The 13,857-nt window shown below is 66.6% G+C and carries 9 protein-coding genes; 5 read left to right on the top strand and 4 right to left on the bottom strand.

Annotated elements, in window-relative coordinates:
- Positions 1–4: 4 nt before the first annotated feature.
- The 4 genes from parC to IB261_RS27070 all read left to right on the top strand — a co-directional run bounded on the left by parC (position 5) and on the right by IB261_RS27070 (position 6,183).
- Entirely contained in the window at positions 5–2,269 is a 2,265-nt protein-coding gene (parC, locus tag IB261_RS27085) for a DNA topoisomerase IV subunit A (protein WP_081515511.1), read from the top strand.
- A gap of 151 nt (positions 2,270–2,420) precedes the next feature.
- Positions 2,421–3,143: a PqiC family protein gene (locus IB261_RS27080; protein ID WP_081515787.1), complete on the top strand. Its 723-nt coding sequence runs from the start codon at positions 2,421–2,423 to the stop codon at positions 3,141–3,143.
- Positions 3,144–3,388: 245 nt separating this feature from the next.
- Positions 3,389–4,945, top strand: coding sequence for an ArnT family glycosyltransferase (locus tag IB261_RS27075; RefSeq protein WP_192383849.1), 1,557 nt, complete (start codon positions 3,389–3,391; stop codon positions 4,943–4,945).
- Complete coding sequence (locus IB261_RS27070) at positions 4,945–6,183, top strand: metallophosphoesterase family protein (protein ID WP_192225220.1); 1,239 nt, start codon at positions 4,945–4,947, stop codon at positions 6,181–6,183. The genes IB261_RS27075 and IB261_RS27070 overlap by 1 nt, the downstream gene beginning before the upstream one ends.
- A gap of 1 nt (position 6,184) precedes the next feature.
- Here IB261_RS27070 and IB261_RS27065 read toward each other — a convergent pair whose 3' ends face one another.
- On the bottom strand, positions 6,185–6,721 hold the full coding sequence (locus IB261_RS27065; RefSeq protein ID WP_151188502.1) for a metal-dependent hydrolase: 537 nt from the start codon (positions 6,719–6,721) through the stop codon (positions 6,185–6,187).
- A 33-nt stretch (positions 6,722–6,754) separates the two neighbouring features.
- Entirely contained in the window at positions 6,755–8,320 is a 1,566-nt protein-coding gene (locus IB261_RS27060) for an AhpA/YtjB family protein (RefSeq protein WP_081515515.1), read from the bottom strand.
- Positions 8,321–8,554: 234 nt separating this feature from the next.
- Here IB261_RS27060 and serB point away from each other — a divergent pair, with 234 nt between their 5' ends.
- Positions 8,555–9,766, top strand: a complete 1,212-nt coding sequence (gene serB / locus IB261_RS27055; protein WP_138524114.1) for a phosphoserine phosphatase SerB — start codon at positions 8,555–8,557, stop codon at positions 9,764–9,766.
- 70 nt (positions 9,767–9,836) lie between these two features.
- On the opposite strand, the gene IB261_RS27050 is transcribed toward serB, so the two are convergent.
- Both IB261_RS27050 and IB261_RS27045 read right to left on the bottom strand, forming a co-directional pair.
- Entirely contained in the window at positions 9,837–11,909 is a 2,073-nt protein-coding gene (locus IB261_RS27050; protein WP_192383727.1) for an EAL domain-containing response regulator, read from the bottom strand.
- A gap of 65 nt (positions 11,910–11,974) precedes the next feature.
- Positions 11,975–13,795 carry a cyclic-di-GMP receptor FimW-related protein gene (locus IB261_RS27045; protein ID WP_192383728.1) on the bottom strand — a complete coding sequence of 607 codons (1,821 nt, stop codon included), beginning with the start codon at positions 13,793–13,795 and terminating at the stop codon, positions 11,975–11,977.
- Positions 13,796–13,857 lie beyond the last annotated feature (62 nt).

Here is a 13,857-nt window from a genome sequence, read left to right as displayed (position 1 = left end):
ACGCATGAGCGAAACCCTCGATCTGAGTCTGGAGGGCGTGGAGCGCCGGTCACTGGCCGACTTCACCGAACAGGCTTACCTGAACTACTCCATGTACGTGATCATGGACCGCGCCCTGCCGCACATCGGCGACGGTCTCAAGCCCGTGCAGCGGCGCATAGTCTACGCCATGAGCGAACTGGGCCTGGACGCCGACTCCAAGCACAAGAAGTCGGCGCGTACCGTCGGTGACGTGCTGGGTAAATACCACCCCCATGGCGACTCGGCGTGCTACGAAGCCATGGTGCTGATGGCGCAGCCGTTCTCCTACCGCTACCCGCTGGTGGACGGCCAGGGCAACTGGGGTGCGCCGGACGATCCGAAGTCCTTCGCCGCCATGCGCTACACCGAGGCCCGGCTGTCGCGCTACGCCGAGACCCTGCTGTCCGAACTGGGCCAGGGCACCGCGGACTGGGTGCCGAACTTCGACGGCACCCTGGACGAGCCGGCCGTGCTGCCGGCGCGCCTGCCGAACCTGCTGCTCAACGGCACCACCGGCATCGCCGTGGGCATGGCCACCGACATTCCGCCGCACAACCTGCGCGAAGTGGCCGCTGCCTGCATCCGCCTGCTGGATGAGCCGCAGGCGACCATCGTCGACCTGATGGAACATGTGCAGGGCCCGGATTTCCCCACCGAAGCGGAAATCATCACCCCGCGCGCCGACCTGCAGAAGATCTACGAAACCGGCCGTGGCTCGGTGCGCATGCGCGCCGTATACCGCGTCGAGGACGGCGATATCGTGGTCACCGCGCTGCCGCACCAGGTCTCCGGGGCCAAGGTGCTGGAGCAGATCGCAGGGCAGATGCAGGCCAAGAAGCTGCCGATGGTGGCCGACCTGCGCGACGAGTCGGACCACGAGAACCCGACCCGCATCGTCATCATCCCGCGCTCCAACCGCGTGGACGCCGAAGAGCTGATGACCCACCTGTTCGCCACCACCGACCTGGAAAGCTCGTACCGGGTGAACATGAACGTCATCGGCCTGGACGGCAAACCCCAGGTCAAGGACCTGCGCCAGGTGCTGAGCGAGTGGCTGACCTACCGCACCGACACCGTGCGCCGCCGCCTGCAGTTCCGCCTGGACAAGGTCGAGAAGCGCCTGCACCTGTTGGAAGGCTTGCTGGTCGCCTTCCTCAACCTCGACGAAGTCATCCACATCATCCGTACCGAGGACCAGCCCAAGCCGGTCCTGATGCAGCGCTTCGAGCTCTCCGAGCTGCAGGCCGACTACATCCTCGACACTCGCCTGCGTCAGCTGGCACGCCTGGAAGAGATGAAGATCCGCGGCGAGCAGGACGAGCTGGCCAAGGAGCGCGCCAAGCTACTGGCCATCCTGGGTTCCAACGCCAAGCTGCGCAAACTGGTGCGCGACGAACTGCTGGCCGACGCCGAGACCTACGGTGACAACCGCCGTTCGCCCATCGTCGCCCGCGCCGAAGCCCGCGCCCTGTCGGAAACCGAGCTGATGCCGACCGAGCCGGTGACCGTGGTGCTGTCCGAGAAAGGCTGGGTGCGTTGCGCCAAGGGCCACGACATCGACGCCACCGGCCTGTCCTACAAGGCCGGCGACGGCTTCAAGGTGGCCGCGCCGGGCCGTTCGAACCAGTACGCGGTGTTCATCGACTCCACCGGCCGCAGCTATTCGCTGGCGGCCCACAGCCTGCCGTCCGCCCGTGGCCAGGGTGAGCCGCTCACCGGTCGCCTGACGCCGCCGCCGGGTGCCAGCTTCGACCGTGTGCTGCTGCCAGAGGACAGCGCGCTGTACGTGCTGGCCTCCGACGCCGGCTACGGCTTCGTCGCCAAGGGCGAGGACATGCAGGCCAAGAACAAGGCCGGCAAGGCGCTGCTCAGCCTGCCCAACGGCGCGCAGGTCATGGCGCCGCGCCCGGTAAATGACCTGGAACAGGACTGGATCGCCGCGGTCACCACTGAAGGCCGCCTGTTGCTGTTCAAGGTCTCCGACCTGCCGCAGCTGGCCAAGGGCAAGGGCAACAAGATCATCAGCGTGCCGGGCGACCGCGTGGCCAGCCGCGAGGAGTACCTCACCGACCTCGCCGTTCTTCCGACGGGCGCGACTCTGGTGCTGCAGGCCGGCAAGCGGACGCTCTCGCTCAAGGGTGACGACCTGGAGCACTACAAGGGCGAAAGGGGCCGTCGGGGCAACAAACTGCCACGCGGTTTCCAGCGAGTGGACGCCTTGCTGGTAGAATCGCTGTCTCAGGATTGAAACGCGGCTCGATACATTCTGCCTCTGGAGCTGAGGCGCCGGTTAAGGGATGATACGTCCCTTTGGGTAACCGGCGCCGCGGCGCGTTGCCTGAAGTAATATTGGTTTTGTTGGAAGTAGCGCCGATATTCGGCGAATGACGGTGATCCAGATGAGCGCTTTGCGCGCCTTGGCCTATCTTTCCCTCGTCAGCCTCCTCGGGCTGGCGGGTTGTACGGTGAATCGACCGACCCAGCTGTACCAGCTGGATGCGGGTGCCGTTCCGGTTCCGGAGCGGGACAACGGTGTCGCCGTGCTCCTCGGTCCGGTCTCCCTGGCCGATTACCTGAAACGCGAGACCATGGTCCAGCGTCAGGCTGACGGAATCCTCAACCTGTCTACCGAAGCCCGCTGGGCCGGCAGTCTCGAGACCAACGTCAGCCAGCAGCTGATGCGCCTGCTCTCGGGCGAGCTGGACAGCACCCGCCTGGCGCTGTTCCCGGAGAAGCCCGGCTTCACCCCGCAGGTCCAGGTCATGCTGACCATCAGCCGCCTGGACTCCGGCCCCAAGGAGCCGGCGGTGCTGGAGGCGCGCTGGCGTCTGCTCGACCCGAAGGGTGAACTGCGCGACAGCCGTGTCTTCCGCGAGGAAGAGGCGCATTCGGGTAGCGTGCAGGACCAGGTGCGCGCGCAGGGCGACCTGCTGCGCAAGCTGTCCGTGCAACTGGCCCGAGACGTGCGTCCGGTCGCCGCAGCGGTTGCCGAGCAGCAGGCCGCGCCGCCGCGCAAGCCGGCAGTGGCCAATACCGAGCAGGCGGCCAAGCCCAAGGAAGAAGGTCCGAAGATCCCGCTGGTGGTACCGATCCGCACCGATGTCGAGGTCTACCGCTTCTAGGTCGATCCTCGTGATCGCAGCATTCACGGCCCGCCGAGCATAGCTTTGCGGGCCGTTTTGCTTCTGCCGTGGCCGGTTTTGACATCTTCTTGACGGCCCCTGTGGTATCTACGGGCGCTTGTGCAGGTTAATGGCGCCCGGACGTTTTCCGCGCGGAACCTGCGAGAGACTCGCGCGTGTCGTCACTCCCTCAACTTTCCGGTGTTCAGGCGGAATCCGCCCTGAGTCGTCAGACGCTTTGCGTGATGCTGGCGGCGCTGGTGCTGTTCCTGCTCGGTGTGCAGGGCGATGCCTTCGTCGGCTTCGACTCGCGTTTCGTGTTGTTTGCGCGCGAAATGCTGCGCCACGGGCCGGGCTGGTTCCCGACCACCTACGGCGCGCCCTATCCGGACTATCCGGCCACCTCGACCTTCCTGACCTACCTGCTCTCGCTGCCACTGGGGCGGGTCACCGAATTCACCGCCTGGCTGCCCACCGCGCTGGCCGGGGCGGTCTGCACCGGCGTTGTGTATCGCCTGGTGGCTCCGTTCTCGCGCTCCTGGGCGCTGGTCAGCGTGGCGATGCTGCTGCTGACGGCCACCTTCGTCAGCGAAACGCGGGCCGTGTCCCTTGACCTGATGGTGGCTGCCGTCGGCCTGCTGGCTTTCTACGTTGCCTTCCATGCCGAGCGCCATGGCCTGCCGGGCCTGCTGCTGCGCCTGCTGCCGTTGCTGCTGGCCGGTTTCGCGTTGCGCGGCCCATTGGGGCTGGTGGTGCCGGCGGGCATGGTGTGTAGCCAGTTGCTGCTGGACCGGCGCTGGAAGCCACTATTCGCCTTCTCGGCGAGCGCGCTGGCGCTGCTGATCCTATGCGTCTTCGCGCTGGTTGCCCTGGCGCGCTCGGCGGGTGGCGAAGCCTTCGTCCAGGACGTCCTGCAGATGCAGGTGATCGGTCGTCTGGACGGCTCCGCCGGCTCCAGCGATGCGCTGTATTACTTCCGCAGTTCCCTGGGCAACTACGCACTGGCCTTCCCGTTGGCGCTGCCGGCGCTAGCGCTGCTCTGGCAGCGTCGCCGCGAGCCGGCGTTCCGCCTGGTAGCGGGCTGCGCCCTGGCGGCGCTGGTGGTCGTGGCCGGGCTGTCGGTGCCGCAGGCCAAGAAGGCCCGCTACATCATCGCGCTGGCGCCGCTGGCCGCCATTATTGCCAGCTACCCGTTCATGGTCGCCGGCAGCCGCCTGGCGCAGGTGCTGCGCGGCTTGCTGCGAGTGCTGTGGCTGGCCTTGCCGGTCCTGTTGCTGGCGGGGTTGTGGCTGGCCTGGAAGCGTTATCCGCAGGACCTTGCCGCGCTGGGCTGGCGTCTGCCGGCCTGCATCGCGGCGCTCGCCGCGCTGCTGGTTTTCGGTGCACTGCGCTGGCGACGTCCGCCAGCACTGGCACTGGGTGCCGCGCTCGCGCTTTGGGCCGGCTACATCCTGGTCTTCGAACCGATGGAGCACCGTCTGTACGACAGCCAGGCGTTTTCCCGCGAGGTGCTGCGCCAGCTCGACGCACAGCCCGCACCCCTGGCGCTCTATGGCATGGCGCCGGACGCGCAGGCGATCAAGCTGATGGTCAACCTCGACCGCGACCTGAAGCCGCTGTTCCTCGACCGCCCTGAGCAGTTGGCGGCGCAGGGCGGCCCGTTCTACCTGATGATCCAGGCGCGCGATGCCGAGCGCGTAGCCGCCACCCTGCCGGCGGCCTCCCAGCTGTTGTTCGAAGGCAGTTTCGACAAGGAAACCTTCCGCCTGCTGCGCCTTCCCGGAGTGGGCTCCAAGCCGTGATGAAAGCACTGACACCCTTGCTTGCCGGCTGCCTGTTGCTGGGCGGCTGCGGCGATTCCGATACCCAGGATGTGGTCGAGCGGGACCAGGCGTTCTTCCGCCAGCACCCCTTGCCAGCGCTGGAGATCGCCTCCGGCGGCGGCAGCTTCGTGCTGCCCTTGTTGCCCGATACCCAGTTCTACGCGGAGAACAATCACCGCAAGCGTCACCTGTTCCGCAGCGAACAGCGCTTCCCCGACCTGCCGTACCAGCCGGCGCTGGCGTTCTTCGCGCAGACTTTCTGGCTGGCCAAGTACGCCGAGGTACTGCAGGTCCCGCTGGTGGTGCACCTGGGCGACGTGGTGGAAAACGCCGGTGTCGCCACCCAGTGGCAGACCGCCAGCGGCGCCATGCGCACGCTGGAGGAGCGCGGCGTGCCCTATAGCATCGCCACGGGCGAACGTGACGTACACGAAGAGGCCAGCACGGATGACCGTCGCTCCTTCCTCGACCGCTTCGCGGATCACTTCGGTCCCGAGCGCGCCGCCTGGCAGAGTACCTACGTCGGCAGCGACCCCAAGGGCCTGAGCCAGGTGCACCTGTTCCAGCGCTACGGCCAGTCGTTCCTGCTGCTGGCGCTGGACTGGAGCCCCTCCGAGGCCACCCTGACGTGGGCGCAGAAGGTCATCGACGAGCATCCCCATGTGCCGGTGATTCTCGCCTCGCACAGCATCCTGCGGCGCAGCGCCGGAGGCGTGGCGGAGCTGTCCCGCGAAGACAACGCCAGCGGCGCACTGCTGTGGGACCGGCTGATTCGCCGTAACGATCAGGTCTTCCTCACCCTGAACGCCCATGCCGACGGCGCAGCGCACACGCGGATGCTCAACGACCTGGGGCACAGCGTGGACATGGTGATGGTCGACTACCAGCACCAGTACCTGGGCGGTAACGGCCTGCTGCAGCTGCTGGAGCTGGACCTGCGGCGCAACAGCCTCGCCGGTTTGTCGCTGTCGCCCTGGGTGCTGTGGAAGCGTCAGGTCTACCCGCAGGCCTACAAGCCCTGCGCGACACCGCAGGCCCTGCAGGATTGCGATCAACTGATGCCGGAGGACTCTCCCGGTTGGGACAACCGCTTCCACATCGAGCTGGATTACCAGGCGCGGTTCAGCAGCTTCCAGGGCTACACCGCGCAGCTGCCTTTGCCGAGCACGCAGGCGCCGTTACTGGAGCAGCTTCAGGTGCAGCTGGGCAAGCGCTGAGTCAGTCGTTGCGCCGCAGGGCGTGGCGCAGGCCGATACCGCCCAGCGCCACGCCCAGGCAGGGCAGCCAGACCCAGCGCGCCTCCGAGATCAGTACCTCCAGCCCGCGTGGGCTGAGGAAGCGCGACAGGCCGATGGGCGAGACTTCGATGGGGTGCAGCGGCAGGAAGTAGCGCTGATCGCTCCACGGCCAGAACCAGGCGACGCCCAGGCCGCCGTCGGTCATCGCATCCAGCACACTGTGCGACGCGGTGGCGAGTCCCACCCACAGGCCGGCCTTCAGCGGGCCGCTGCCCAGCAGGCGGCAGCACAGCGCCCCGAGCACCCCCATGCACGCCGCGAACAGCAGGGAATGGCTGAAGCCGCGATGGCCGAAGGCGTCGTTGTAGGCAATGCCCAGCTTGAAGGCGACCACATCGAGGTCGGGCAGGCAGGCGGCGAGCATGCCGGCCAGCAGCAGGCGCGGCGGGATGAAGCGCGAGCCGAGCGCAAGACCCACGGCGAGTGCGGGCAGGGGGTGGGTAATCAGGGTGGTCATGGAATCCTTTCCACGAGGGGCCTGGCGTGGGGGTCAGGTGGTGCGCAGGGCGCGCATGCGCGACAGCTGGCGTTCGAGCATGGAAGGATAAGGTTCCTTCAGCCATTCCACGCAGCAGGCATTTTCCGGACTGGCGATAGGACGAATACGTGCGCGCTCGCGGACTTTTTCATCGTCGCCGATGGATTTCTCCACCAGCAGCAGGTTGCGGCTGTGCTGGCTCAGGGCCAGGGCATCCTGGGCGGAAGCGTCCTGCAGCAGCTCGGCCTGTTCCAGGTCGGCGACGTCCTCGCCCAGCACCAGGCCCAGTTGCAGTTGCAGGGTGATGCCGCTGTCGGCCACCTCGATCTGCAGGGCATGGCCCAGGGCACGCATCAGCTCGCCGCAGCACAGGGCATTGGTGAGGAATTCCTCGTCCTGGTCGCGACTGTGGAAGAGGATCAGGCTGCCACCGTCGCTGAGGGTGTAGAGCGTGCCCTTGTACAGGCGCGCGGCCTGCTCCAGGCAGTCGCGGTAGCGCTGCAGCAGGTCGACCAGACGGGCACGCGGCAGGCGGCGCAGCTGTTCCTGGGCGCCCAGTTGCACGGCCAGCACGGCGCTGGTGCCGGCGGAAACCGGCTCCGGCTCGGCTTCAGGTTCTTCTTCGACGCCGATCTCGTCTTCGGCTTCCTCCTCCGTCGCCGCCTCGAACTCTTCCTCGGGGAAGTCCTCATCCGTGTCAGCCTTGCGGCGCGCGGCGGGGGCGAGCAGTTCGTCGTCGGAGAAGATGTTCTCGTCGAATTCGTGTTCTTCGGCGGTGCCGGCGGCTTCCAGAGACGGCTCCTTGGCGGCGGGCTTGGCAGCCTTGGCCGGCGCTTTCGGGCGCGGCGCAGGGGCACTGACCACCGGCTCGGGGGCCGGCGGCTTCTCCGGCGCCAGGCGAGCTTGCAGCTGGCGGGCAAGGTCGCCGATCTCGTTCTGCAGGCCGGCACCCGGCGCGCTGTCGTCCGGGTCGCGCAGCCAGACGCGAAGTTGTAACAGTGGTGTGGAAATCTGCCGGCCCAGGCGCAGACCGAAGGTCAGGGTGAGCAGCAACAGGATCAGGCTGATCAGCCCCATGCTCTGCAGGCTGACCGTCATCGGCTGCTCGAACTGGTGCATGTCGAGGCTGATGCGCAGGTGGCCGGCGATCACTTCCTGGAAGGTGATGGGCGTGGAGTACAGGCCTTCGGCGTCTCCCAGCAGGCCCTGCTTGGGCCGCGTGCCGGATTCGGCAAGGATGCGGTTGTCCACGCTGTAGATGGCCGCGTGGGCCACCAGCGGGTTCTTGGTCAGGTTGTTGAGCAGCACGTTGAGGCTGAGGATGTCGTTGGACACCAGCAACTCGGTGGCTGACTGCGCGGTCTGCGTGGTCAGGCTCTGGCCAAGGGCGTCGGCCTGCTGCTGCATGGCCTGCTTGAACTGCAGGCCCATCACGCAGGCGTAGATCACCAGGGCCGTGGCCACCAGCAGCAAGCTGTGGACAGCGATGCGCAGGGCAATCGGCACGCGGCGCTGGCGCAGGGCGTGGAAGAGCAGCAGGAAGAAATTGTCGGGCTTGACGGAGGTGGGCCGGGTCACAGCGGGCTCGGTCTTCTTTAGGGCAGATGCGGGGCAGTATAACGAGGCCCTACCGGGGGGCAAAGCGCCGCAGGCGCTGTCAAGGCGGCGAAAGTCGGCGCGGCGCGTCGATCTGTGGTGCATTCCGATCGGTGGTGCCGTCTGCTGATCAGTGGGCAGGCGGGCGAGCGGAGCATCCGCAGGCAGTGAAAGCAGGTAGAATGACCGCCTTTTTTCCATGGCGGAGACAGCGCCTTGCGCGAGATCGTCCTGATCAACATCACCGGGGAAGACCGCCCCGGCCTCACCGCGGCCATTACCGGCGTCCTGGCGCAGGGTGGCGTGAACATCCTCGATATCGGCCAGGCGGTGATCCACGACACCCTGTCCTTCGGCATCCTGGTGGAAATCCCGGATAACGAGCGGGCCTCGTCGGTGCTCAAGGACGTGCTGTTCACGGCCTACAAGCTCGACCAGCAGGTGCGCTTCACGCCGGTCTCCGAAGACGACTACCGCCAGTGGGTCGGTGGCCAGGGCAAGCCCCGCCACATCGTCACCCTGCTGACTCGCCGGGTGACCGCCGAGCAGTTGCAGCGGGTCAGCTCGATCACCGCCAAGTACGGCCTGAACATCGACCAGATCGATCGCCTGTCCGGGCGCATGCCGCTGGATATGCCGGCCGACGAGGGCAAGGGCTGCATCGAATTCTCCGTGCGTGGCGAGCCTGCCGATCCGGCTGCCCTGCGCGCCGAGTTCCTCAGCGTGGCCCAGGAGCTGAACGTCGACATCGCCTTCCAGCAGGACTCGGTGTTCCGCCGCAATCGTCGGCTGGCGGTGTTCGATATGGACTCGACGCTGATCGAGGCCGAAGTGATCGACGAGCTGGCCAAGGCTGCCGGTGTCGGCGAGCAGGTGTCCGAGATCACCGAGCGTGCCATGCGTGGTGAGCTGGACTTCCGTGCCAGCTTCAAGGAGCGCCTGGCGCTGCTGCAGGGCCTCTCCGAGGATGTGCTGGAAGAGATCGGTGCCTCGCTGCGCCTGACGGAGGGCGCCGAAACCCTGTTCGCCGAACTCAAGCGCCTGGGTTACAAGACGGCCATTCTTTCCGGTGGCTTCAGCTACTTCGCCAAGCAGCTGCAGGCGAAGCTGGGCATCGACTATGTATTCGCCAACGAGCTGCAGATCGTCGACGGCAAACTGACCGGCGTGGCCATCGAGCCCATCGTCGACGCTCAGCGCAAGGCCGACCTGCTGCGCGAACTGGCGGCGAAGGAAGGACTGCAACTGGAGCAGACGATTGCCGTGGGCGACGGCGCCAACGACCTGCCGATGCTTGGCCTGGCCGGCCTGGGCGTGGCGTTCCGCGCCAAGCCGCTGGTCAAGCAGTCGGCCAAGCAGGCGATCTCCACCCTCGGGTTGGATGGCATCCTGTACCTGCTCGGCTTCCGTGACCGCGAAGGCGCCTGACCTGCGCTGATCGACGTCGGAATGAAAAAGCCGCCCCTTGGGGCGGCTTTCTTGTTTCTGCCGGTCGGAATCACTCGTCCGAAGCGAAGTCGTAGTCCATCGCCTGGCTCGGCCCCTGCAGGTAGCGGCCCTGGATGTAGTTGGCGCCGGCCTGCCATAGGGTGGCCAGCGCGGTGGCGCTTTCCACCATGGGCACGATGGTCAGCTTGGCCTGGGCGTGCAGGCTGGCCATCAGGGTCTTCAGGTTTTCCTGGTTCTCCGGGACGTTCAGGTCCTGCACGTAGGAGCCGTCGACCTTCACGAAGTCGACGTTCATGTGCTTGAGCGTGTTGAACGGGTTGAGCGCACAGCCGAACTGGCACAGCGCGATCTGGCAGTGCAGCTCGGCCAGGCCCTGGCTCAGCACCTTGGCCTGGCGCAGGAAGGCGATGGCGTCCGGTTCGCTGATCTGGATGATCAGGGCGTCGGCCGGCAGGCGCGAAGCCTTGAGTGCCACGCTCAGCCACGGGAGCAGCTCAGGGTCCTGCAGGCTGGAACTGGAGAGGTGCACGAAGAGTTTGGTCTCGTGTCCCTTGGCGCGGTGCTCGGAGAGCAGCTTGATGGAGTTGAGCAGCACCCAGCGGTCGATCTTCTCGGCCAGGCCGCTGGCCTTGGCGGCGTTGAGGAAGTCAGCTGGTGGCACTTCCTCGCCCTGCGGGTTGAGCAGGCGCAGCAGCACTTCATAGTGTTCGTGGGTGTCGCCGCGCAGGCTGATGATCGGCTGGAACAGCAGGCGGAAGCTGTTCTGCTCCAGCGCCTGGCGGATGATCGCGCTGATATCGCCACGGTAGGCGGCGGCGGCCAGTTCATCGGCCGGGTTGAAGACCTTCAGACCGTTGCCGTTCTTCTGCGCGACCTCGTCGGCGCCGCGGTGGGCGCGTTCGATGACTTCCTGGGCGCGGGTGGTCTTCTCGTCCAGCCCGGCCGTGCCGATGGACAGGGTGACCTGGGCGCTGCGGCCATGGATGTCGAACAGGTGGCCTTCGATTTTCTTCAGCAGCGCGTTGAAGCGCGGTGCGGAGTGCTCCGGGGCTTCGCCGGGCAGCAGCACGGCGAATACATCATCGCTCAGGCGCGCCAGTTGGGCCGGTTCGGGGAACTGCCCGCGCAACAGGTTGCCCAGGTCCGCCAGCAGCAGGTCGATGCTGGCGACGCCCAGGTCCAATTGCAGCGCCTGGGCGCGGTCGAGCTGCATGTAGGCGAAGGTGGCCGGCTGGCCGGCGGTCACCGCGCGCTCCACGGCGCTGTCCATCAGGTCGAGGAAGTGGGCGCGGTTGTACAGGCCGGTGACCAGGTCCTGGCTGCTGACTTCGCGGAGTTTTTCCTCGAGCTGGGCGTTGTCGGACTCGGCGCGGATCACCACCTGGATGCACGGCTCGCCGTCGTAGGTGGCGGGCGAGAAGGTCATGCGCGCGGCGAAGGCCTGGCCGTCGCTGCGGATGCCGCTGCAGGCGAGATCGGCGTTGTCCTCGGTGGTCTGATAGCCCTTGAGGAAATCCTTGAAGTTGGCCTGGTCGCAGCCGGCGATCAGGTCGATCATCGGCATGCCTTCGAGTTCCTCGGCGTCCTCGTAGCCGAACAGGCCGACATAGGCGCGGTTGGCGTAGATGTGCATGCCGTCGTGGACGTAGGTGATGGCATCCACCGAACTGTCCAGCAGCAGCTGGCAGCGCTTCTCCGCTTCGCGCAGGGCGACTTCGGCGGAGCGGCGGGCGCGGCGTTCCTCGAGGTTGGCCAGCTCGCGGTTGGCGACCAGGATCAGGCGCTCGTCCTCGCCTTGCGGCAGGGCATCCTGAGCGCCGAGGGCCAGGGCTTCGGTCACGGCGTCGGAGTCATTGCCGTTGACCAGTTGGATGAAGGGAATGTCCTTGGCCTGGCGGCGAATGGCGCCCAGCGCTTCGCTCGGGTCCAGCGCCTCGGCTTCGGGGGCTGCGATCAGCAGGTCCCAGCCCTGCGGCAGGATGTCCGTCAGGTCTTCGCTGGAGGTGATGCGGTGGACGCGGGTCGCACGACCGGCGTTGCGGAACAGGCTGACCAGGCGCTCGGCTTCGTTCTGCGAGTCTTCCAGGATCAGCAGGCGGATGGTTTTCTTTTCATTGGCCATGAGGAAGGCTGCTTATACCGCGCTGGACGGCAGCAAAAAGGCGACGAAAGGGAAGTCCCCGGAATCTACAGAGACTTCCACAGCGAGTCAAAGTCTTCCTCCCCGCCAGGGCCGCGAGCGTTCGGGGCTGTGATGGGCTTATCGCTCGGTGCGCCGGCTGCATCCTGTGCCTGGTATTCGAACTGCGTGAAGCTGGCGGTGGCGGTGACCTTGCGCGTCAGCGTAGCGCGGCGTTCCTCCCCGTGCAGGTTGAGCTGCACGCGGTTGCCTTCCTGGAAGGGCAGGCGCGGGGTGATGACGGTGGCCGGACGGGAAATCGCAGCGATCTCCGGCAATAGCAGGGCGCGCAGGTACTGGCTGCCCTGTTCGGTCTTGCGCAGCAGTTGCAGGCCGCAGGGCTGGGCGAGCGGGGCAATCAGTTCGATACCCATCTGCGTGCCGCCGCCGCGGACCTGGCGGATCCAGCGCACCACGGCGACGCTCCAGCTGTGCTCCGGGGTGTCCTGGATGCCAAGCAACTCGCCGGCCTGCAGTTGGCTGGGAATGTCTTTGGGCCAGGTCAGGCAGTAGCCGCCGGGGCTGTGGTTGACGATGCTCAGGGTGTACACCGGATAGTCGTCGCGGGGGATTTCCGCGGTGCCCCCCAGGCCGAGGCCCAGGCTGGCGTCGTCGGTGGTACGCGGCGCGGTGTACTCGATTTCCTCCAGTGGCATGCCGGGCTGCCAGTCGTTGACCTTCTGCGCATCGAAGGCGCCGGACCAGGCGTCTTTCACATCGGCCTTGAAGGTCGGTATCTGCTCCTGCACCTGGATTTTCAGCAGGTCATTGAAGTTCTTGCGACCGGCGAGGAAGTAGTGCAGGGCGCTCATGCCAATGCACAGGGTCAGCTGGCCCTGGCCGGGGGTGCGGTGGAAGGTGCGCTCGGCGATGTCGCCCCAGGCTGCGGCGAGGTGCTGCAGCAGGTCGACGCTGACGCCCTCGGGTACCTTCAGGCGCGCCTGTGCGCGGTTTTCCGGCGGCAGAAGCAGGTATTCGCGGATCACGTCCACCAGCGGCTGCGGGTCGATGCCCAGGCTGCCGGCGAGGTCGCTTTCCTTGAACAGGGTGCGGTAGCGCGGCGGGCCATCCACCTGCGGTACCACCACGAACAGGGTGGAGGGCGCGTCGGCGGCTTGCACTTTCACCTGCGCGGCCCAGCCTTCGAGGACTTCGGCGACGCGGGCGATGTTGTTCTGGCGCATCTGGTTGCAGCGCGCCGAGCCGAGCATCAGCGCCACCAGGTAGGACTGTTCGATGGACAGCCCCTGGGCCTGGCGGGCGAGCGCGTCGCGTACCGGGGTGTTCTGCAGGCCGTGCTGGCGGGCCAGCTGGTAGAGCTGGTGGAGCTCCAGCCAGAGGTTCTCCGGCACCGGGCAGTACAGCTGCGAGGCGCGCACCAGCGGGCCGCAGAGGCTGCGGATGGCGCGCTGGATGGCGGCGGTCATGACCTGGGCGCGTTCGCGGGTGAAGCGCGAGGCTTCGCGCACGACGATCAGCTTGTAGCCGATGGCGAGGTGGTTCTGCAGGGCCTGGCAGAGGTTGGCAACCTTGCGCGGACGCTCGTCCAGGACGATGGACTGGTTGAGGAAGTGGCGTTCCAGGTTATGGCAGACGAAGTGCACTTCCGGGCGGAACAGTTCCAGCAATTGCAGACGCGTCTCGACCGGCAGCTTGAGCTGGTTGAGTTCGATCAGCCCCTGGTAGAGCTGGCGTGCCGTTTCGCCGAGGTTGGCCTTGGGCAGGTGATCCAGCCAGTTTTTCAGCTCGCGCGTGTTGGCGTTGCAGAAGCTCAGGCTCTCGTGCGTCGGGGTGGGGACACGTAGAAACTGCTGGGGACTGTTGTCCATGGTGGGAATGGTTTCTCCACAAGCCGGCTCGTTGTACGAACCGGTTGGTCATAACTGTCGGC

It is taken from the genome of Pseudomonas sp. PDM20 (assembly GCF_014852575.3).
Classification (GTDB): domain Bacteria; phylum Pseudomonadota; class Gammaproteobacteria; order Pseudomonadales; family Pseudomonadaceae; genus Pseudomonas.
Note: the sequence above shows the minus strand (reverse complement) of the source record. Positions and strands in the feature narration are given on the sequence as shown.